The sequence below is a fragment of the Streptomyces sp. NPDC001634 genome (assembly GCF_040298185.1).
Taxonomy (GTDB): Bacteria; Actinomycetota; Actinomycetes; order Streptomycetales; family Streptomycetaceae; genus Streptomyces.
The window spans coordinates 1-20,926 of sequence record NZ_JBEOZU010000087.1; the positions used below are offsets into that span (position 1 = coordinate 1).

General features: G+C 68.9%; 17 protein-coding genes, 1 tRNA gene and 1 pseudogene. 16 read left to right on the forward strand and 3 right to left on the reverse strand.

Annotated features, from left to right (window positions below):
* Positions 1–1,199 precede the first annotated feature (1,199 nt).
* The 3 genes and pseudogenes from ABT186_RS38350 to ABT186_RS38360 all read right to left on the reverse strand — a co-directional run.
* Positions 1,200–1,319, reverse strand: a pseudogene (locus ABT186_RS38350) (IS5/IS1182 family transposase); the annotation flags it as partial.
* Complete coding sequence (locus ABT186_RS38355) at positions 1,310–1,882, reverse strand: hypothetical protein (RefSeq protein WP_351929046.1); 573 nt, start codon at positions 1,880–1,882, stop codon at positions 1,310–1,312. The gene ABT186_RS38355 and the pseudogene ABT186_RS38350, both read right to left, overlap by 10 nt.
* A gap of 360 nt (positions 1,883–2,242) precedes the next feature.
* Positions 2,243–2,314, reverse strand: a tRNA-Arg gene (locus ABT186_RS38360).
* A gap of 357 nt (positions 2,315–2,671) precedes the next feature.
* On the opposite strand from ABT186_RS38360, the gene ABT186_RS38365 reads away from it, so the two are divergent.
* The 16 genes from ABT186_RS38365 (at position 2,672) to ABT186_RS38440 (ending at position 20,897) form a co-directional block, all read left to right on the forward strand.
* Entirely contained in the window at positions 2,672–3,178 is a 507-nt protein-coding gene (locus ABT186_RS38365) for a response regulator (RefSeq protein WP_351929048.1), read from the forward strand.
* Between the two features lie 166 nt (positions 3,179–3,344).
* On the forward strand, positions 3,345–4,445 hold the full coding sequence (nrtL, locus tag ABT186_RS38370; RefSeq protein ID WP_351929050.1) for an ArgS-related anticodon-binding protein NrtL: 1,101 nt from the start codon (positions 3,345–3,347) through the stop codon (positions 4,443–4,445).
* A gap of 25 nt (positions 4,446–4,470) precedes the next feature.
* The gene (lysA, locus tag ABT186_RS38375; protein WP_351929052.1) at positions 4,471–5,862 is read left to right on the forward strand and encodes a diaminopimelate decarboxylase; all 1,392 of its coding nucleotides are present in this window, start codon (positions 4,471–4,473) and stop codon (positions 5,860–5,862) included.
* Positions 5,863–6,017: 155 nt separating this feature from the next.
* Entirely contained in the window at positions 6,018–7,310 is a 1,293-nt protein-coding gene (locus ABT186_RS38380) for a homoserine dehydrogenase (RefSeq protein ID WP_351225806.1), read from the forward strand.
* A 6-nt stretch (positions 7,311–7,316) separates the two neighbouring features.
* Complete coding sequence (thrC, locus tag ABT186_RS38385) at positions 7,317–8,375, forward strand: threonine synthase (RefSeq protein ID WP_351929054.1); 1,059 nt, start codon at positions 7,317–7,319, stop codon at positions 8,373–8,375.
* Positions 8,376–8,686: 311 nt separating this feature from the next.
* Positions 8,687–9,604 carry a homoserine kinase gene (gene thrB / locus ABT186_RS38390; RefSeq protein ID WP_351225769.1) on the forward strand — a complete coding sequence of 306 codons (918 nt, stop codon included), beginning with the start codon at positions 8,687–8,689 and terminating at the stop codon, positions 9,602–9,604.
* A 408-nt stretch (positions 9,605–10,012) separates the two neighbouring features.
* Positions 10,013–12,046 (forward strand): transcription termination factor Rho, encoded by a 2,034-nt coding sequence (gene rho, locus ABT186_RS38395; RefSeq protein ID WP_351225771.1) that lies wholly within the window; start codon positions 10,013–10,015, stop codon positions 12,044–12,046.
* 339 nt (positions 12,047–12,385) lie between these two features.
* A complete protein-coding gene (locus ABT186_RS38400; protein WP_351225773.1) occupies positions 12,386–13,519 on the forward strand; it encodes an LCP family protein in 1,134 nt (377 codons plus the stop codon).
* 138 nt (positions 13,520–13,657) lie between these two features.
* Positions 13,658–13,879: a 50S ribosomal protein L31 gene (gene rpmE / locus ABT186_RS38405; protein ID WP_103838593.1), complete on the forward strand. Its 222-nt coding sequence runs from the start codon at positions 13,658–13,660 to the stop codon at positions 13,877–13,879.
* A 108-nt stretch (positions 13,880–13,987) separates the two neighbouring features.
* Positions 13,988–15,055, forward strand: coding sequence for a peptide chain release factor 1 (gene prfA, locus ABT186_RS38410; protein ID WP_351225776.1), 1,068 nt, complete (start codon positions 13,988–13,990; stop codon positions 15,053–15,055).
* Between the two features lie 81 nt (positions 15,056–15,136).
* Positions 15,137–15,976 carry a peptide chain release factor N(5)-glutamine methyltransferase gene (gene prmC, locus ABT186_RS38415; protein ID WP_351225778.1) on the forward strand — a complete coding sequence of 280 codons (840 nt, stop codon included), beginning with the start codon at positions 15,137–15,139 and terminating at the stop codon, positions 15,974–15,976.
* 55 nt (positions 15,977–16,031) lie between these two features.
* Complete coding sequence (locus ABT186_RS38420) at positions 16,032–16,679, forward strand: L-threonylcarbamoyladenylate synthase (protein ID WP_351929056.1); 648 nt, start codon at positions 16,032–16,034, stop codon at positions 16,677–16,679.
* Positions 16,676–17,356 (forward strand): arsenate reductase/protein-tyrosine-phosphatase family protein, encoded by a 681-nt coding sequence (locus ABT186_RS38425; RefSeq protein WP_351225782.1) that lies wholly within the window; start codon positions 16,676–16,678, stop codon positions 17,354–17,356. Before ABT186_RS38420 ends, ABT186_RS38425 begins: the two co-directional genes overlap by 4 nt.
* 98 nt (positions 17,357–17,454) lie before the next feature.
* The gene (glyA, locus tag ABT186_RS38430) at positions 17,455–18,696 is read left to right on the forward strand and encodes a serine hydroxymethyltransferase (protein WP_351929058.1); all 1,242 of its coding nucleotides are present in this window, start codon (positions 17,455–17,457) and stop codon (positions 18,694–18,696) included.
* Between the two features lie 127 nt (positions 18,697–18,823).
* Positions 18,824–20,161, forward strand: a complete 1,338-nt coding sequence (locus tag ABT186_RS38435) for an MraY family glycosyltransferase (protein ID WP_351225786.1) — start codon at positions 18,824–18,826, stop codon at positions 20,159–20,161.
* A 298-nt stretch (positions 20,162–20,459) separates the two neighbouring features.
* Positions 20,460–20,897, forward strand: coding sequence for a Cg1360 family ATP-synthase-associated protein (locus ABT186_RS38440; RefSeq protein WP_351225788.1), 438 nt, complete (start codon positions 20,460–20,462; stop codon positions 20,895–20,897).
* Positions 20,898–20,926: the final 29 nt, after the last annotated feature.

The window sequence follows — 20,926 nt, forward strand, 5'->3', positions numbered from 1 at the left end:
CCGCAATCTGGCACAACCGCAACACGGGCCGAGCCATCACCCGATCACTGACCGCCTACGACCACTGACCAAGCCTTCGGACTTACTCGTCTAGCTCCCGAGAACAGTCCCAGCCGTGGGACGAGGCACCCGTCTACGACTCGTTGATCCTCAACCTGGGCTGAATCGCAGCATGACGAAAGCGCCCCCGCCCGGCCCGAAGGCCAGACGGGGGCGAGTCGTCGCGAACTGCGATATCAGCGTTCCTATCTCCCGGCGCGTGGAGGAGAAAGTCTGTTTAGTACCACACGTTTGTGATGGTTGCCTCGCTCACCTCGCCGCTACCCGTGGGAGAGTAGAAAACCTTCCACAGTTCCGTGGGTGACTTCCGTAGATCGCCAAGTGCATCCCCTGCCACATGTTTTGCGTCCAACGGTCCGGGGCCCGCGCAGAGCCAGTTAGCGCGCATCCCAGCCACCACCTCTGCCGTTCCCGGCTGAGAGATGCAGCGCAGCAGCTGGGAATGCCTGGCAGGGTTGTGAATCTCCAAGGCCCAGGGAATACTGCCGAGCGAAGCGCCTGGTGTCGTTTTCAGGTCGATTTTCACATCGTCAGCTACCCACGTATCCGGGGTCCACGGAGAGTCGGGGCAGGCCAGCTTTGTTCCCCAACTCCAACAAGGATCATAGATTCTCTGATCATTTGTGCACTTAAGTGCGTCCGGATCGGCGCTGACGGTACTCGACTCCCAGCATCGTGCATATTTCGCGTGGCCGGTCTCACGAAATGGTTGCTGGAGATCCCCGTTGGCGCCGAAAGGCCGCACAAGATGTTCAGCCGTGCGAGCTGGTGGCGGCGGCTGTTTCGTGTTGAAGATTGGAAAGGTGCGCGTGAAATACGCCACGATTAGGAGGGCGATTACAGTTCCGCCAATAGGGCCCATCCACTTCAACGAACGGCGCCACCAGGATCTTGGCTCGTTGGCCCGTTCGTTGTGGCTCGATCCGTCATTCGTCACCGGTCCAGTGTATGGCTCTAAGTTGACGAAGCGTCGGATAGCGGCCTGTGTGTGTCGGCCCTGTTGGAGCCTGGGACGTTCTTAATTGGGCCACTGGAAAGTCACGGACAGAGGTTGCGAATGCGCCCTGTCTGGGCTTGGCGTCAGACTGGGCGCATCGAGCTCTCCTCGATAATGTCTCGCAACTCTTGGTGATCTTCGTTCAGGTAGTGCGGTCGTGTTCGAGCTGGGGCAGGACGAGGGCGGCGCGGGCGATGTGGGTGATGGCCGCGGGGTCGAGGCTGACCCGGCGCAGGGCCTTGAAGGTGACCTTCAGCACGGCGTAGGACGGCGACACCTAGCCGCTGCTGAAGCCGTCGGTTGCCTCGCCGGGGGCGGGATGTAGGGGTCCGCCGTGGCGGAGGTCGGGGCGTAGCCAAGCGTGTCGATCTTGTATGAGGCGGGGCAGCCGCGGTTTTCGTCGGCTAGGTGAAGTTCGATGTTGAACCACCAGCCTTTAGGCGACACGAAGTCAGGGTCGACGTTCTGCCAGCAGACAAGTTGGGCGCCGGTGGGGACGTCGATGCGTTCGCCGTCGTCCTTGTCGCTCCAGACGGAGCGTAGTGACGCCCTACCGGCGAAGTCGCCTAGCTTGCGCTGGGCGTAGCCCCAGGTGTGTCCGACGACGTTCGGCATGTTGTCGGGGGCGTTGACCGTCGGGGACGGCGTAGGGGGCAGTGTGGCGCTGTCGCTGAGGGCAGGTGAGGCAGCAGCCGAGGTGTCGTCGTTGCGGTTTGCAAGGACGGCCCCGGCGCCGATGACGATGATGATGACGCCGGTAGTTATGGCGAGGCCGGCGACCCAGCCCGGTATCTGGTGTTGATCGTCGTCAGGTCTTCGGGACACGGGTCTTCTCCCTGAGCAAGGCGAGGCCCCAGGCCGTGATGGCTCGGGTCAAGGGCTGGGCAATGCACTATCAGGCCGCCGGCAGTAGTGGAGTCGCCGCGCGGCTCAGGGCCTCTTCGGCAAGTTCGAGTTACCCGGCGGCTTCCCGGTACGACGGAATGCGGTGGGCGAGATCATCCACTTCCAGGCGGGCGCGGTGAGTGAGTTCGGCCGGTCCGTCGAAGGGGCCGCGTGTATCGCAGATGGTGCGTGGCCAGTGAGAGACAACGAAAGAGGGCGGGAGTCAGTGAGACTGACTCCCGCCCTCTTCTGTCGGCATCCGCCCTGGTCAGCGCTTGAATGTTGCTGTTCCTAGGCGAGTGCCCCCGGCAGGATTCGAACCTGCGCACACGGCTCCGGAGGCCGTTGCTCTATCCCCTGAGCTACGGGGGCGTGTCAGCCGCTCTCTGCGGCGACGGGTAGAACCCTATCAGCTCTTTCGGGGTCTTCATGAACGGTTTCCGGGGCGGCCCCGTCGAGCACGGCCCTGGGACGGGGCGTAAGCGGCGAGCATGGCCGCCTCGGAGCACGGAAGCCCCGTTGACCAGGGTCTTCTGGGAGCAGGGCAGCCCCGTCGATCGGCTCCCTCAGATCAAGGCCACCCCCGTCGATCACGCCCCCCACCGATCAAGGCACCCCCATAGATCACGCCCCCTCCGGCACGTAAAAGCGCCGACGCCCCCTCCCCCGGACGGGGCGGAAGTAGGGAAAACCCGGACGCGGCGCCCTGGGGCGACCTACTCTCGAGTTGTGCCAGGCGCGTTCGGTCGGGTGCTTGTTGTGGACGACAACAAGGTCATCCGGCAGCTGATCAGGGTCAACCTCGAGCTGGAGGGTCTCGAGGTCGTGACCGCCGCCGACGGTGCCGAGTGTCTGGACGTCGTGCATCAGGTGCAGCCCGATGTGGTCACGCTCGATGTCGTGATGCCTCGGCTCGACGGGTTGCGGACTGCGGCTCGGCTTCGCGCCGATCCTCGGACCCGCGATCTTCCCCTCGCCATCATCAGCGCCTGTACCCAGTACGAGGTCGAGAGCGGGCTCGACGTCGGGGTCGACGCCTTTCTTGCCAAGCCCTTCGAGCCGTCCGAACTCGTACGGATGGTGAAGGAATTGATAGAGCGTCGTGAGCATGTGGACCCGGAGGTGTCCGTCCTCGGAGGCGGCCACGACAGCGGCCTCGACGTGGGCGGGCCCGAGCATGCCGGTCATGTCGATCACGCGAGGCATGCGGGACGCGCCGGACACGCGGGCAGCTGAGCGTCGGCGAGCACCGGGTGACCATCGGCCCGCGGGGACTGGACCTCCATCAGTCTTGGGTCGGCGCTCGGGTGTCGGGCATGCCGTCGGCCGTCGACGTCCATATCCCGGAACTCCGCCCAAACCCGTTCGCCTACCCACCCCCTTCCTCCCATACCCTTGTCCCGTGACCCCCGTCGAGCTCTCCCGCACCGTGCTGCACGCGGTGCGTCGTGCCGTGGACGGCGGAGAGCTGAGCGTGCCCGTGCCCGCACGCGCCGTGGTCACTCCGCCCGGACCCGGCGGCCGTGGCGACTACGCCACCAACATCGCCCTCCAGCTCGCCCGTCCGGCCGGGCGGCCGCCCCTCGACGTGGCCGAGATCCTGCGCCCCCACATCCGTGACACGGCCGGCGTCGCCGATGTCGAGATCACCGGGCCCGGCTTCCTCAACATCCACCTCGAACAGGCCACCGCCACCGCCGCCCTCGTCCGCGAGATCCTCGATCGACGGGAACTCCTCGACGAACGAGGATTCCTCGACCGGTGCGACGGAAGCCACCCCCCAAACACCAACGGCCCCAGCAACAACAGCGGCGGCACTCGAACCAGCCACGCCAGCCCCACCGACACCACCCCTTACGGCCACACCCCCACCCTCCCCGGCCAAGTAATCCCCCTCCGCATCCCTTACGACATCCGCGCCGAAGTCGTCGCCGACACCCTCGTCCGGATCATCGCCACCCAGGGCGGGCGCGTCGAAGTCCACCACGCGCGCCCCGGTGAGCCCTTCGACCTCCGGCCCGTCCCCGCCCCCGAGGACCCCGCCCCCCTCGGGCCCGACGCCGCCCGCTGGGCTCTCCTTCACCCCGCCGCGCACGACAGGCCCCGGATCACCGCCGACCATCTGCTGCAGCGCGAGAGCAACCCCCTCTTCCGCGTGCGATACGCACACGCCCGCGCCCGCGCCGTCACCCGTAACGCCGCCCGGCTTGGTTTCGAGGCCGCCCCCGGTGACGTACCCGATGCCGCAGCCCTCGTCCGTGCCCTTGCCGAGTACCCCAACGCCCTCACCCAGGCGGCCGCCCACCGCGCGCCCGACCGGCTCGCCCGGCACCTTGTCACCGTCGCCGATGCCCTGCTCGCCTTCCAGCACACCGTGCTCCCGCTCGGCGACGAGAAACCCTCGGCCGCCCACCGGGCCCGGCTCGCCCTCGCCGAAGCCGCCGGGACGGTGCTGGCCGGCGGCCTGTCCCTGCTCGGCATCAGCGCACCCGACTACCTCTGAGACCCCGAGAAAGCCCAGAAGAGACATGAGCCGTTCCGCACACCCCGCCGGGCCCCGCCACGCCGATGTCCTCCCCGATGGCCACTACTCCGCCCCGCCCGCGGACCTCAACACCCTCGACCCCAAGGTGTGGGCCCAGACCGTCACCCGTGACCCCCACGGCGTCGTGACCGTCGGCGGCATCGACGTCAAGACGCTCGCCGAGCGGTTCGGCACCCCCGCCTATTTCCTTGACGAGGCCGACTTCCGCGCCCGGGCGCGTGCGTGGCGCACCGCCTTCGGGCAGGACGCCGACGTCTTCTACGCCGGCAAGGCCTTCCTCTCCCGTGCCGTCGTGCGCTGGCTGCATGAAGAAGGACTCAACCTCGACGTCTGCTCCGGTGGTGAGCTCACCACCGCCCTCTCCGGCGGCATGCCCGCCGACCGCATCGCCTTCCACGGCAACAACAAGTCCACCGAGGAGATCACCCGGGCCATAGAGGCCGGCGTCGGGCGGATCGTTCTCGACTCCTTCCAGGAGATCGTGCGCGTCGCGCACATCGCCTCCTCCCTCGGCAAGCGGCAGCGGGTGCAGATTCGCGTCACCGTCGGTGTCGAGGCGCACACCCACGAGTTCATCGCCACCGCCCACGAGGACCAGAAGTTCGGCATTCCGCTCGCCGACGGGCAGGCCGCCGAGGCCGTGCGCCGCGCCCTCCAGCTCGACGGGCTGGAGCTCATCGGGATCCACTCCCACATCGGGTCGCAGATCTTCGACATGTCCGGGTTCGAAGTCGCCGCCCACCGCGTTGTCGGGCTCCTCAAGGACATCCGGGACGAGCACGGCGTCGAGCTTCCCGAGATCGACCTCGGGGGCGGGCTCGGTATCGCGTACACCAGTGACGATGATCCGCGCGAGCCTCACGAGATTGCCAAGGCTCTGACCGAGATCGTCTCCCGCGAGTGCGAGGCCGCCAAGCTCCGTACCCCCCGCATCTCCGTCGAGCCCGGGCGCGCCATCGTCGGGCCCACCGCCTTCACCCTCTACGAGGTCGGCACCATCAAGCCCCTCGACGGGCTGCGTACGTACGTCTCCGTCGACGGCGGCATGTCCGACAACATCCGCACCGCGCTGTACGACGCCGAGTACAGCATCGCCCTTGTCTCCCGTACCTCCGACGCCGAGCCGATGCTCGTCCGCGTCGTCGGCAAGCACTGCGAGAGCGGGGACATCGTGGTACGGGACGCCTTCCTGCCCGCCGATCTCGCGCCCGGTGACCTTCTTGCCGTGCCCGCCACCGGCGCGTACTGCCGTTCGATGGCGAGCAACTACAACCACGTGCTCCGCCCGCCCGTCGTCGCCGTCAATGACGGGGAGGCCCGGGTGATCGTCCGGCGTGAGACGGAGGAGGACCTCCTGCGTCTCGACGTCGGGTGACCCCAGTACACCAGCACCATGCGCGGCGGAAGATCTCCTGTCTTCCGCCGCCGACAAAATGAAATAGATGTCTCACGATCCGGACCACGGGCAGAAAGTCCGGTTCGGTGAGTGAGACTGGTCCAACCGTAGAGCGCATGAGGAAACGAGGTCGGATGATGCGTACGCGTCCGCTGAAGGTGGCGCTGCTGGGCTGTGGGGTTGTCGGCTCAGAGGTGGCGCGCATCATGACGACGCACGCCGACGACCTCGCCGCCAGGATCGGGGCCCCCGTCGAGCTCGCAGGGGTCGCCGTCAGAAGGCCCTCCAAGGTCCGGGAGGGTATCCCTGCCGATCTGATCACCACCGACGCCACCGCTCTCGTCAAACGCGGGGACATCGACGTCGTCGTCGAGGTCATCGGCGGCATCGAGCCTGCCCGGACTCTGATCACCACCGCCTTCGAACACGGTGCGTCCGTCGTGTCCGCGAACAAGGCCCTCCTCGCCCAGGACGGCGCCGCCCTGCACGCCGCCGCCGAGGAGAACGACAAGGACCTCTACTACGAGGCCGCCGTCGCCGGAGCCATCCCGCTGATCCGGCCGCTGCGCGAGTCCCTCGCCGGCGACAAGGTCAACCGGGTGCTCGGGATCGTCAACGGGACGACCAATTTCATCCTCGACAAGATGGATTCCACAGGCGCGGGTTACCAGGAGGCCCTCGACGAGGCCACCGCCCTCGGGTACGCGGAGGCCGATCCCACCGCCGACGTCGAGGGGTTCGACGCCGCGGCCAAGGCCGCCATCCTCGCCGGGATCGCCTTCCACACACGCGTGCGCCTCGACGACGTCTACCGCGAGGGCATGACCGAGGTCACCGCCGCCGATTTCGCCTCGGCGAAGGGGATGGGCTGCACCATCAAGCTGCTCGCCATCTGTGAGCGCGCCGCCGACGGAGGCTCGGTGACCGCCCGCGTGCACCCCGCCATGATTCCGCTGACCCACCCGCTCGCCTCCGTGCGCGGCGCGTACAACGCCGTCTTCGTGGAGTCCGACGCCGCCGGGCAGCTGATGTTCTACGGTCCCGGTGCCGGTGGCGCGCCGACCGCCTCGGCCGTTCTCGGTGACCTCGTCGCCGTGTGCCGCAACCGGCTCAGCGGGGCCACCGGGCCCGGCGAGTCCGCCTATGCCGCCCTGCCCGTGTCGCCGATGGGCGATGTCGTCACGCGTTACCACATCAGCCTTGACGTCGCCGACAAACCGGGTGTTCTCGCCCAGGTTGCCACCGTCTTCGCCGAGCACGACGTCTCGATCGATACGGTTCGCCAGCAGGGCAAGGACGGCGAGGCCTCCCTCGTCGTCGTCACCCATCGTGCGTCCGACGCGTCCCTGGCCGGGACCGTCGAGGCGCTGCGCAGCCTCGACACCGTGCGGGGTGTCGCCAGCATCATGCGGGTTGAAGGAGAGTAGCCAGCAATGACCCACCAGTGGCGCGGAATCATCGAGGAGTACCGGGACCGGCTGCCGGTGTCCGACAGCACGCCGGTCGTCACCCTCCGCGAGGGCGGCACGCCGCTCGTACCCGCGCAGGTGCTCTCCGAGCGCACGGGCTGTGACGTCCATCTCAAGGTGGAGGGTGCCAACCCCACCGGGTCCTTCAAGGACCGCGGTATGACCATGGCCATCAGCAAGGCCAAGGAGGAGGGGGCGAAGGCTGTTATCTGCGCCTCCACCGGCAATACGTCCGCCTCCGCCGCTGCGTATGCCGTGCGCGCCGGGATGGTGTCGGCCGTGCTCGTGCCTCGGGGCAAGATCGCGCTCGGCAAGATGGGCCAGGCCCTCGTGCACGGCGCGAAGATCCTCCAGGTCGACGGCAACTTCGACGACTGCCTCACCCTGGCCCGGGAACTTTCCGACAACTATCCGGTGGCGCTGGTCAATTCGGTCAACCCGGTTCGTATCGAGGGACAGAAGACCGCTGCCTTCGAGATCGTGGACATGCTCGGCGACGCGCCCGACATCCATGTCCTGCCGGTGGGCAACGCGGGCAACATCACGGCCTACTGGAAGGGCTACAAGGAGTACGCCGCCGACGGTGTCGCGGGGCGGACCCCGCGCATGTGGGGCTTCCAGGCGTCCGGTTCGGCGCCGATCGTGCGCGGCGAGGTCGTCAAGGACCCGTCGACCATCGCCACCGCGATCCGCATCGGCAACCCGGCGTCCTGGACGTACGCGCTGGCGGCGAGGGATGAATCGGGCGGTCTCATCGACGAGGTGACGGACCGTGAAATCCTGCGTGCCTACCGGCTGTTGGCGGCGCAGGAGGGTGTCTTCGTCGAGCCCGCGTCCGCCGCGTCCGTCGCCGGTCTGCTGAAGGCCGCCGAGCAGGGCAAGGTCGACCCGGGACAGCGGATCGTGTGCACCGTCACCGGAAACGGCCTCAAGGACCCCGACTGGGCCGTCGCGGGCGCCCCGCAGCCGGTCACGGTCCCGGTCGACGCGGCGACGGCGGCCGAGCGGCTCGGACTCGCGTAACCGGGGCGTCCCTGCCTCGCCCCGGGTACCCGCGGCGTCCCTGCCTCGCCCCGGCGTAACCGGGGCGTTCCCGGGGGATAACCCTGTACGGCACCCGACAGAGGGGGCACAGGGGGCTTACGACACGCATCGTGCGCCTCCTGTGCGCCCTATGTCGCCACAGAACCTTCCTTCGATACGCTGTACCGAACCCGCCCGCCGCATATGCCGCGGTACCGCGCCGTCCCTGCGGCCCGGCCTTCGGGTTTTCCGTACGTATCGAATCGAAGGTCATTCGACCCATCACGCAGCTCAAGGAGAGTCATCGAGCGATGGCCGGTCCAGCCTTCCGCGCCGCCGCCGTCAGGGTGCGCGTCCCCGCCACCAGCGCCAACCTCGGCCCGGGCTTCGACGCCCTCGGCCTCGCGCTGGGGCTCTACGACGACGTGGTCGTCCGGGTGGCCGACTCCGGGCTGCACATCGACATCGCGGGTGAGGGCGGCGAGACGCTCCCGCGCGACGAGAGTCATCTCCTCGTACGGTCCCTGCGCGCCGCCTTCGATTCCCTGGGCGGGCAGCCACGCGGCCTGGAAATCGTGTGCGCCAACCGCATTCCGCACGGCCGTGGCCTGGGCTCCTCCTCCGCCGCCATCTGCGCCGGCATCGTCGCAGCCCGCGCCGTGACCATAGGCGGCGACAGCCGGCTCGACGACGCCGCGCTGCTGGAACTCGCCACCGAGATCGAGGGCCACCCGGACAATGTCGCGGCCTGCCTCCTCGGCGGTTTCACGCTCTCCTGGATGGAGCGCGGCGCCGCCCGCGCGATCCGCATGGAGCCCGCAGATTCCATCGTTCCGGTGGTTTTCGTGCCCGGAAAGCCGGTCCTGACCGAGACCGCGCGCGGACTGCTCCCGCGCACCGTGCCGCACGTCGACGCCGCCGCCAACGCGGGCCGTGCGGCCCTGCTCGTCGAGGCCCTCACCAGGCGCCCCGAGCTGCTGCTGCCCGCCACCGAGGACCGCCTGCACCAGGAGTACCGCGCCCCGGCCATGCCGGAGAGCGCGGCGCTGGTGGAGCGCCTGCGGGCCGACGGGATCCCCGCGGTGATCTCCGGCGCGGGCCCCACCGTCCTGGCGCTGGCCGACGGCGACAGCGCCGACAAGGTGGCCGACCTGGCCGGCGAGGGCTGGGCCGCCAATCGGCTGGAACTGGACGGTCAGGGAGCGAGCGTGCTGCCGCTTGCGTCCTGACACACGGTTGCCGGATTTCGAGAGGGGGAATGTTTGTTGGATCCGGTAGTGTTAACCTCAAGTCTGCACCCGACCCAGCCATGGCGAGGTGCTTGGTGTCCCCGTCCGGGACGACCCTTCTTCCGGGAGCCTCCCACGCCGCACTGTGTTTCGTATCTCGTACCTGAGCCGTACGTCGTACGCGGACACTGAGCGGTTTGCAGAGCACGCTCCGGAACCGGCGTGACCGAGCCGCCTGACACAAAACCGGGTGCCAGGGCTTCGGGAAGCGCCAATCACCAGATATTTCCTCCGTCGTTTCGGCGGAACACCGCCCCGGCACGGTCCACACAGACTGGACCGAAGCCGGACAGCACAACCGGTCGCCGAGCCAGACAGGCCGACGTCCGCTCCAGGGAAGGACCCTTCGTGAGCGACACCACCGATCTGATGGGCGCACGTGTCGAGGAGACCGCTGCCGCGCCCTCCACGGATGCCTCCGCGCCTGCCACCGGTGCCGGCTCGCGGCGGCGCCGCGGTACCGGCCTCGAGGGCATGGTGCTGGCCGAGCTGCAGCAGGTCGCATCCGGCCTCGGCATCAGGGGTACGGCGCGTATGCGCAAGAGCCAGCTGATCGAGGTCATCAAGGAGGCGCAGGCGGGTGGGGGTGCTGCCCCCGCCAAGGCCGAGGCAGCCGCCGAGACCAAGCCGAAGCGCCGGGCCACCTCCAGGACCCGTACCGGCGATGACGCCGCTCCGGCCGAGACCAAGGCCGAGAAGCCGGCGGAGCAGGCCGTGGCCCCGCAGCAGATCGAGATCCCCGGCCAGGGAGCCGGTGACGACGCCCCCGCCGAGCGCCGTCGGCGCCGCGCCACCGCCGAGGCCGGCAGCCCAGAGACGGTCACCGCCGAGGCGAAGACCGAGCCGAAGGCCGAGACGCCGTCCGCCAAGCTCTCGACTTCGCTCGAGCAGGGAGGTACCCCCACGGCTCAGGGCGAGGCCAAGGCGGCCGCCGACGCCGGTGACCAGGGCGGCGACGGGCGCCAGGGCCGCCGTGACCGCCGTGAGCGCGGCCGGGAGCGTGACCGCGACCGCCGCGGCAAGGGCGAGGAGCAGCCGGGCCAGGGCGGCCCGCAGCGCGGCCAGCAGCAGAGCCAGCCGCAGGGCGGCGGCAGCCGTCAGGACCGTCAGGACCGCCAGGACCGTCAGCAGCAGGACGACGACGACTTCGAGGGCGGCCGTCGTGGCCGTCGCGGCCGCTACCGCGACCGCCGGGGCCGCCGTGGCCGCGACGAGATCGCCGAGCCGCAGCTCGCCGAGGACGACGTCCTGATCCCGGTCGCGGGCATCCTGGACATCCTCGACAACTACGCCTTCATCCGTACGTCGGGCTACCTGCCCGGTCCGAACGACGTGTACGTCTCCCTCGCCCAGGTCCGCAAGAACGGCCTGCGCAAGGGTGACCACATCACGGGTGCGGTCCGTCAGCCCAAGGAGGGCGAGCGCCGCGAGAAGTTCAACGCGCTGGTCCGCCTCGACTCCGTCAACGGCATGGCCCCCGAACACGGCCGTGGCCGCCCGGAGTTCAACAAGCTGACCCCGCTGTACCCGCAGGACCGGCTCCGCCTGGAGACCGACCCGGGCGTGCTGACCACCCGCATCATCGACCTGGTGTCGCCGATCGGTAAGGGCCAGCGCGGTCTGATCGTGGCCCCGCCGAAGACCGGCAAGACCATGATCATGCAGGCGATCGCCAACGCGATCACCCACAACAACCCCGAGTGCCACCTGATGGTCGTCCTCGTCGACGAGCGTCCGGAAGAGGTCACCGACATGCAGCGGTCGGTCAAGGGCGAGGTCATCTCCTCGACCTTCGACCGCCCGGCCGAGGACCACACCACGGTCGCCGAGCTCGCCATCGAGCGCGCCAAGCGTCTGGTGGAGCTGGGCCACGACGTCGTCGTACTGCTCGACTCGATCACGCGTCTGGGCCGTGCGTACAACCTCGCGGCGCCCGCCTCCGGCCGCATCCTGTCCGGTGGTGTCGACTCGACGGCCCTGTACCCGCCGAAGCGCTTCTTCGGTGCGGCCCGCAACATCGAGGACGGCGGTTCGCTGACGATCCTCGCCACCGCCCTGGTGGACACCGGGTCCCGCATGGACGAGGTGATCTTCGAGGAGTTCAAGGGCACCGGCAACATGGAGCTCAAGCTCGACCGGAAGCTCGCCGACAAGCGCATCTTCCCGGCGGTGGACGTGGACGCGTCCGGTACCCGTAAGGAAGAGATCCTGCTCGGCGCCGAGGAGCTCAACGTCGTCTGGAAGCTGCGCCGGGTGCTGCACGCGCTCGACCAGCAGCAGGCGATCGAGCTGCTCCTCGACAAGATGAAGCAGACGAAGTCGAACGTCGAGTTCCTGATGCAGATCCAGAAGACGACGCCGACGCCGGGCAACGGCGACTGAGCGGGTCTTCACGGCGCAGGGCCGCTCCCTTCTCGCAGGAGGGGGCGGCCCTGCGCGTTGTCCGAGGGTGCGGTGCGCGCTGTGCAGTGCGGGCTGTGCGAGGTGCGGAGTGCGAGGTGCGGTGTGCGAGACCTTTACCACAGCGTTCCATTTTCGAGCGGTATGACACCTTCGAAGGAAACCGCAGGTGAGCGCGGTGCGGAGCACTGATCGGTGACCCAGCGTGTCGTTCGTCCCACATAGCGAACACGCTGCGTTGTGCAACCCTGTCTCCGGTTTCTCCGTCTGACCGTACGGAGCGACGATGGAGCAGTACAGGCCGCCAGGACTGAGGAGCACATGCCTGCCGAGAGCACGCCGGACGCCGGCATAGCCGACGACGCCACGACGAACGGCCCCCGCCACCGAGGCCGCCGCAGCCGGCCGGAGGGCAAGCGGCGCAAGGCCCTCCTCGTCACGGCCTGGACCGCCGCGGGCATCCTCGTCCTCGGTGGCACCGGGGTCGGCTATCTGTACTTCAAGCTCAACGGCAACATCAAGAGCGTCGACATCAACCAGGCCCTCGGCACCGACCGGCCCCTGAAGGCCGACAACGGCTCCGAGAACATCCTGGTCCTCGGCTCGGACACCCGCTCCGGCAACAACAAGAAGCTGGCCGGCGGTGTCGACGACGGCACCGGCCGTTCGGACACGGCGATGATCGTGCACCTCTACAAGGGCCACAAGGATGCGAGCGTCGTCTCCATCCCGCGCGACACCCTTGTCGACCGCCCGGAGTGCACCGACCCCAAGGGCGTCACGCACGCTGCCGCCCCCCGGTCGATGTTCAACGAGGCGTACTCCACCGGTGGCGCCGCCTGCGCGGTGAAGACCGTCGAGTCGTTCACCGGCATCCGCATGGACCACTACATCGAGGTCGACTTCTCCGGCTTCCAGAAGCTGATCGACGAGCTCGGCGGCGTCCAGGTGACCACCACCAAGGACATCCACGACAACGACAGCCACCTCGACCTGGCGGCCGGCACGCACACGCTCAACGGTCAGCAGGCGCTCGGCCTGGTCCGCACCCGGCACGGCGTCGGGGACGGATCCGACCTCGGCCGTATCCAGCTCCAGCAGGCCTTCGTCAAGGCCCTGGTCAACCAGGTCAAGCACATCGGCATCCTGACCAGCCCGGCCAAGCTGTACGACCTAGCCGACACCGCCACCAAGGCCGTCACCACCGACTCCGACCTGGGCTCCGTCACAAACCTGGCGTCCTTCGCCAACGGGCTGAAGGGCATCAGCTCGTCCCACATGAACATGGTGACGATGCCGGTCCAGTACGACCCGGTGAACCCCAACCGCGTCATCATGGAGAAGGCGAAGGCCCAGCTGGTGTGGGACGCCCTCAGGAACGACCGGCCGGTCCCGGCGAGCGCGACGAAGGGCACGGCGACGGGCGAGGCCCAGGGCGTCGTGACGTCCTCGTAGGCGAGCGGGAATAGTTCACCCGTGCCCCCCGGTTTTGGGGGATGCGGCCAGTCCTGGCAGACTGGTACGTCGGCTCCGGTTCACGCCTCCGCATCCCGCGGTTGCGACCCGGCGCCCTCCCGGAATCTAGGAGACACCTTGAAGCGCGACATCCACCCCGCGTACGTCGAGACGCAGGTCAGCTGCACCTGTGGCGCGTCGTTCACCACCCGTAGCACGATCGAGTCCGGCACCATCCGGGCCGAGGTCTGCTCCGAGTGCCACCCGTTCTACACGGGCAAGCAGAAGATCCTCGACACCGGTGGCCGTGTGGCCCGCTTCGAGGCCCGCTTCGGCAAGGCTGCCGCTGCCAAGAAGTAGCGAGCCCCACTTCGCCGGTCCACGGCTGTGTCCCGCCTTCGGGATGCGCCGGGACCGGCGTTTTTGGTCGCCCGCCTTCCCCTTCCCAAGCAGTACAGGAGCCCCAAGATGTTCGAGGCCGTCGAGGAACTCGTCGGTGAACACGCCGACCTGGAGACGAAGCTCGCCGATCCGTCGGTCCACGCCGACCAGGCGAACGCGCGCAAGCTCAACAAGCGCTACGCCGAGCTGACCCCGATCGTCGGCACGTACCGCTCCTGGAAGCAGACCAGGGACGACATCGAGACGGCCCGCGAACTGGCCGCCGACGACCCGGACTTCGCGGCCGAGGTCAAGGAGCTGGAGCGGCAGCGCGAGGAGCTCACCGAGAAGCTGCGCTTCCTGCTGATCCCGCGCGACCCCAGCGACGACAAGGACGTCATCCTGGAGATCAAGGCGGGCGCGGGCGGCGACGAGTCCGCCCTGTTCGCCGGCGACCTGCTGCGCATGTACCTGCGCTACGCCGAGCGCGTCGGCTGGAAGACCGAGATCATCGACTCCACCGAGTCCGAGCTCGGCGGCTACAAGGACGTCCAGGTCGCCGTGAAGGCCCGCGGCCAGCTGGAGCCCGGCCAGGGCGTGTGGGCCCGTCTGAAGTACGAGGGCGGGGTGCACCGCGTGCAGCGGGTGCCCGCGACCGAGTCCCAGGGGCGTATCCACACCTCCGCGGCCGGTGTCCTCGTCACGCCGGAGGCCGAAGAGGTCGACATCGAGATCAACCCGAACGACCTCCGCATCGACGTCTACCGCTCCTCCGGCCCGGGCGGCCAGTCCGTCAACACGACCGACTCCGCCGTGCGTATCACGCACATTCCGACCGGGGTCGTCGCCTCCTGCCAGAACGAGAAGAGCCAGCTGCAGAACAAGCAGCAGGCGATGCGTATCCTGCGCTCCAGGCTGCTCGCCATGGCGCAGGAGGAGGCGGAGAAGGAGGCCGCCGACGCCCGCCGCAGCCAGGTCCGCACCGTCGACCGCTCCGAGAAGATCCGCACCTACAACTTCCCGGAGAACCGCATCTCGGACCACCGCGTCGGCTTCAAGGCGTACAACCTGGACCAGGTCCTGGACGGCGACCTCGACGCTGTGATCCAGGCCTGCGTCGACGCGGACTCGGCAGCCAAGCTCGCCGCCGCGTAAGGCCCGTACAAGCACAACGCTCAGCCCCGGAGGACCAGCGTGCAGCAAAATTTTGGGGGTCGACCCCCAAGCCCCCGCAGCGTGCTGCTCGCGGAGGTGGCCCAGGCCACCCAGCGGCTGGCCGACGCCGGCGTGCCCTCGCCGCGCAACGACGCGGAGGAGCTCGCGGCCTTCGTGCACGGCGTCAAGCGGGGCGAGCTGCACACCGTGAAGGACGCGGACTTCGACGCCCGCTACTGGGAGGTCATCGCCCGCCGCGAGGCGCGCGAGCCGCTTCAGCACATCACCGGGCACGCCTACTTCCGGTACCTGGAACTCCAGGTCGGGCCCGGGGTGTTCGTCCCGCGCCCCGAGACGGAGTCCGTGGTCGGGTGGGCCATAGACGCCGTACGCGCGATGGACGTCGTCGAACCGTGCATCGTCGACCTGTGCACCGGCTCGGGCGCCATCGCGCTCGCCCTGGCCCAGGAGGTGCCGCGCTCGCGCGTGCATGCCGTGGAGCTGTCCGAGGACGCCCTCCAGTGGACCCGCAAGAACATGGCGGGCTCCAGGGTCGACCTGCGCCAGGGAGACGCCAGGGACGCCTTCCCGGACCTCAACGGCCAGGTCGACCTGGTGATCTCCAACCCGCCCTACATCCCGCTGACCGAATGGGAGTACGTGGCCCCGGAGGCCCGCGACTACGACCCCGAGCTGGCCCTGTTCTCCGGCGAGGACGGCCTCGACCTGATCCGCGGACTGGAGCGCACCGCGCACCGGCTGCTGCGCCCCGGCGGTGTCGTCGTCATCGAGCACGCCGACACCCAGGGCGGCCTGGTGCCGTGGATCTTCACCGAGGAGCGGGGCTGGGCCGACGCGGCCGATCATCCCGACCTCAACAACCGCCCACGCTTCGCGACCGCCCGCAGGGCGCTGCCGTGAGCACCCCGACGACTCTCTTTCCGCAGCAGTACGTGTACGAGGAGGCCCGTTAGACATGGCACGGCGATACGACACCAACGACGCGACCGACCGCGCGACCGGTCTGCGTGAAGCCGCGTCCGCCGTCCGCCGTGGGGAACTCGTGGTGCTGCCGACCGACACCGTGTACGGCATCGGCGCCGACGCGTTCTCCTCGGAGGCCGTGGCCGACCTGCTTCAGGCCAAGGGCCGGGGCCGCACCATGCCCACGCCCGTCCTCATCGGCTCCCCGAACACGCTGCACGGCCTCGTCACGGACTTCTCCGAGATGGCCTGGGAACTCGTCGACGCTTTCTGGCCGGGTGCCCTCACGCTGGTCGCCAGGCACCAGCCGTCCCTGCAGTGGGACCTGGGGGACACCCGGGGCACCGTCGCCGTGCGCATGCCGCTGCACCCGGTCGCCATCGAGCTGCTGACCGAGGTCGGCCCGATGGCCGTCTCCTCCGCGAACCTGACCGGCCACCCGGCACCGGAGGACTGTGACGCCGCGCAGGAGATGCTCGGCGACGCGGTCTCCGTCTATCTGGACGGCGGCCCGACCCCCGGCAACGTCCCCTCGTCGATCGTCGACGTCACGGGCAAGGTGCCGGTCCTGCTGCGCGCGGGCGCAGTCTCGGCCGACGAGCTGCGCAAGGTCGTACCCGACCTCGAGGTGGCGAATTGACACCCCCTGATGTGGGGCGTGGTATAGGCAACGGGGAACGTGCGGCGGAGATCACGACGACCTTCGTGGGGCTTCCGCGCGACAGCTTCCGCATCCTCCACGTCAGCACCGGCAACGTATGCCGCTCGCCCATCACCGAGCGGCTGACCCGGCATTACGTGACCCAGCGGCTCGGCATCCTGGGCAGCGCGCTGATCGTGGAGAGCGCGGGCACCTGGGGCCACGAGGGCGCGCCCATGGAGGCGAACGCGGAGGCGGTCCTCGCGGACTTCGGCGCGGACGCCTCCGGCTTTGTCGGCCGCGAACTCCTGGACGAGCACGTGATCTGCGCCGACCTGGTCCTGACCGCGACCCGCGACCACCGCGCCCAGGTCATCTCCATGGGCCACTCGGCGGGCCTGCGTACCTTCACGCTGAAGGAGTTCACCCGCCTCGTGCGGGCGATAGACCCCGCCACGCTGCCTCCCCTGGAGGAAGGCGTGGTGGAGCGCGCCCGCGCCCTGGTCCGTGCGGCCGCGGCTCTACGCGGGTGGCTCCTGGCACCGACGGCGGAGGCCGACGAGGTGTTCGACCCGTACGGGGCACCGCTGACGTTCTTCCGGTCGATCGGGGACGAGATCAACCAGGCGCTGGACCCGGTGGTGACGGCGCTGACCGGGGTACCGGCGCGCATGTAGCCGTCGCCGGGCAGCGGCAGACGTGTCAACACCGGGCGCCACTGACGTCTCAGGCCTACATTGGTCCTACGTCACCGTCGACGCCCCCGGAGCCCACCATGGCGGTCACCCATACCCTCGAGGCCGACGTCCTGCGTCGGCAGGACCCCGAGCTGGCCGACATCCTCCTCGGGGAACTGGCCAGACAGTCGACGACGCTGCAGCTCATCGCCGCCGAGAACTTCACCTCTCCGGCAGTGCTCGCCGCCCTGGGCTCGCCACTCGTCAACAAGTACGCCGAGGGCTATCCCGGCAGCCGGTACCACGGCGGGTGCGAGATCGTCGACGTTGCCGAGCGCATCGCCGTGGAGCGCGCGAAGGCGCTGTTCGGGGCCGCGCACGCCAATGTGCAGTCGCACTCGGGATCGTCCGCGATGCTCGCCGCGTACGCCGCTCTGCTCAGGCCCGGTGACACCGTGCTCGCCATGGGGCTGCCGCACGGCGGCCACCTCACGCACGGCTCGCCCGCCAACTTCTCCGGCCGCTGGTTCGACTTCGTCGGCTACGGCGTCGAGGCCGAGTCCGGGCTCATCGACTACGAGCAGGTGCGCACCCTGGCCCGTACGCACCGTCCCAAGGCCATCGTGTGCGGGTCCATCGCCTATCCGCGGCACATCGACTACGCCTTCTTCCGGGAGGTCGCCGACGAGGTGGGCGCCTACCTCATCGCCGACGCCGCCCATCCGATCGGGCTCGTCGCCGGGGGAGCGGCGCCCAGCCCGGTGCCGTACGCCGATATCGTCTCCGCCACCACGCACAAGGTGCTGCGCGGTCCGCGCGGCGGCATGCTCCTGTGCGGGAGCGAACTGGCCGAGCGCGTGGACCGGGCCGTCTTCCCCTTCACCCAGGGCGGCGCCCAGATGAACAGCATCGCCGCCAAGGCCGTTGCGTTCGGGGAGGCGGCCAACCCGGCCTTCGCCGCGTACGCCCGTCAGGTCGTCGCCAACGCCCGGGCGCTCGCGGCGGGCCTGGCCGCCGAGGGGATCACGGTCACCACCGGCGGCACCGACACCCATCTGCTGACCGCCGATCCCGCCCCGCTGGGCGTCGACGGCCGCACCGCGCGACGGCAGCTCGCGGCGGCCGGTATGGTCCTGGACACCTGTGCGCTGCCCCACGGCGACGCCCGTGGACTGCGTCTGGGCACTGCCGCACTGACCACGCAGGGCATGGGCGAGGCAGAGATGGCGCGCGTCGCCGCACTGTTCGCCGCCGTGCTGCGCGACGAGGTGGAGGCCAAGGCGGCACGTGAAGAAGTGCGGGAGCTGGCCGGTGGATTTCCGCCGTATCCGCGCTGGTGAGGGGGATACGGAACGTCGAACACAGCCACACGTGCAACCATCGTCGCTACCCGTTCGTCCTCAACCATATGCACGCAGAGCTAGGGTGTGGGGCTGAGGATGCCCAGCGAGACCTGTGGGGAAGCCCGTGCGTGAATACCTGCTGACGCTCTGCATCACGGCCGCGGTGACGTATCTGCTGACAGGGCCGGTACGCAAGTTCGCGATCGTGGCCGGAGCCATGCCGGAGATCCGGGCCCGTGACGTGCACCGGGAACCGACTCCCCGGCTCGGCGGTATCGCCATGTTCTTCGGCCTGTGTGCGGGCCTGCTGGTCGCCGATCACCTCAAGAACCTCAACGAGGTCTTCGAGAAGTCGAACGAGCCGCGGGCGCTGCTGTCCGGGGCCGCGCTCATCTGGCTCATCGGTGTGCTGGACGACAAGTTCGAGATCGACGCCCTGATCAAGCTGGGCGGCCAGATGATCGCCGCGGGCGTCATGGTCATGCAGGGTCTGACGATCCTGTGGCTGCCCGTTCCCGGCGTCGGCACGGTCTCGCTCACCCAGTGGCAGGGCACCCTGCTGACCGTGGCGCTGGTCGTCATCACGATCAACGCGGTCAACTTCGCCGACGGCCTCGACGGGCTCGCCGCCGGCATGGTGTGCATCGCGTCGGCCGCGTTCTTCATGTACGCGTACCGGATCTGGTACGGCTACGGGCTGGAGGCCGCCGCCCCCGCGACCCTCTTCGCGGCGGTCCTGATGGGCATGTGCCTGGGCTTTCTGCCGCACAACATGCATCCGGCGCGGATCTTCATGGGCGACTCGGGGTCGATGCTGATCGGGCTCGTGCTCGCCGCCGGTGCCATCTCGATCACCGGGCAGGTGGACCCGGACGCGATGAACCTGTTCTCCGGTTCGGAGCGCGCCACGGTCCACCAGACCGTCCCGGTCTACATCCCGCTGCTGCTCCCGCTGACGATCATCGCCGTTCCGGTCGCGGACTTCTTCCTCGCGATCGTGCGCCGCACCTGGCGCGGCCAGTCGCCGTTCGCCGCGGACCGCGGGCATCTGCACCACCGGCTCATGGATATCGGGCACTCGCACAGCCGGGCCGTCCTGATCATGTACTTCTGGTCCGCGCTCATTTCCTTCGGCGCGCTGGCCTACTCCGCGAACTCGGCGTCCATGTGGATCGTGCTCGGCATCGTGGCGCTGAGCGCCGTCGGGCTGGTCCTGCTTCTGCTGCCGCGGTTCACGCCGCGTGCCCCGCGTTGGGCCGAGGCCTTCGTGCCCCCGCGCTACCGCCGTCGGCGCCGGGCCGCCGCCCTCCGGCCGGTGCCGGCCACCGCGCACGAAGGCGAGCCGAGGCCGGGGGACGAGCGCCGCACACCGGTCGTCGCGGGTGTCTCGTCAGTCAACGGAGCCACTGCCATCGGCACCCGTACGCGTCTGGACCGGCGCCGGGCCGAGTCGTCACGCTGACGGACAAGGTAAGAATCTGACGAGCGCGTTGCCAACTCCTGGGGGTGCAAAGCGCCTCAATACCAGACAAGCGGGTGCCGCATCCGCGCATCCGCGCAGGTTCACTCTCATGTGTGACTGCCAGCACACACCCTAGGTAAAGACCGCATCAAATAGTTTGTGATACGGTTCACGAGAACCCCGGGAAAGAGCCTGAGGAACCCACTGTGACGGTCCTCTGGCGTGAGGTTCTCTCGCGGCCCGGGACTACGCTCGTCCATGACGACACCCTGCCCCCTGTGAAAGCGGAGTTGCCGCCATGCCGTCCAATGACGCCCGGAACCTTCTGCAGACCGCTGTGCCCACAGCGGCGGTCGGCGTGATCGCCGTCGCCGTGAGCGGTGTGGTCGCGGGGGGCAAGGGGGCGCTCGGCGCGGCTGTCGGCGTGCTGCTGGCCATCCTGTTCATGGGGATCGGTCTTTACGTCCTGCAGTGGACGGCAAAAACGCTCCCGCATCTGTTCCAGGCCATGGGTCTGATGCTGTATGTCGCTCAGCTCCTGCTCCTCCTGATCTTCGTGGGCCTCTTCAAGGGCACTTCCCTCTTCAATCCGAAGACGTTCGCGGCCGCGCTCGTCGTCTCAACGGTCGTGTGGATGGCGGCGCAGGCGCGTGCGTACATGAAGGCCAAGATCTTCTACGTCGACCCGGACTCCCAGAAGAGCGAGAAGTCCGAGAAGACAGGGTCTTCGTCGTGAGGGGTAGGGCCGGGATAAAGACGTGTGAG